General features: G+C 47.2%; 1 pseudogene. It reads left to right on the forward strand.

Features of this window, described 5'->3' with window-relative positions:
- Positions 1–517 (forward strand): annotated as a pseudogene (locus R7Z50_RS31085) (AraC family transcriptional regulator); the annotation flags it as partial.

The raw sequence follows: 517 nt of genomic DNA on the forward strand, positions 1-517 counted from the left end.
CGCGCCTGGTGTGCCTCATTCAATTCACTCCACATTGGTCGAGAGCAAGTGCGAGACTCATGTGATTTGGTTTAAGCGTGAGTGGATTGCCAATTTGATGTTCTATTGCGCAGAGCTTAGAAAGCTTGACCCGCTTTTAAAGGCGGCCAATAAAGGTGTGGTGTTTTCTGAACGGACAGCTCAGCGCGTGGTGGATCTTCTGCATGAGCTCATGACGTTTCCTGCAATGGAGCAACTATCGAGATTTCTCCATGTTTTGTCTCTGATTGCTCACGATGAAGGAGCAAAAACACTGATGACTCACTCATACTTATCGATGAGTGAACACGAGCTACAGGAAAGAGAGCGCGTGGCAAGTGTTAACGCGTATCTCGAACAGCACTTTGCAACTAAGGTGACGCTCGCAGACTTGGCGAACTACTTATCGCTGAGTGAAAGTGCGGTCACAAGATTGTTTCAAAAGCACTTTAAAGAGCCGTTTAGCCAACGCCTAATGAAATTGCGGATCAATCATGCC

Source organism: Vibrio sp. 1249-1 (genome assembly GCF_033340495.1).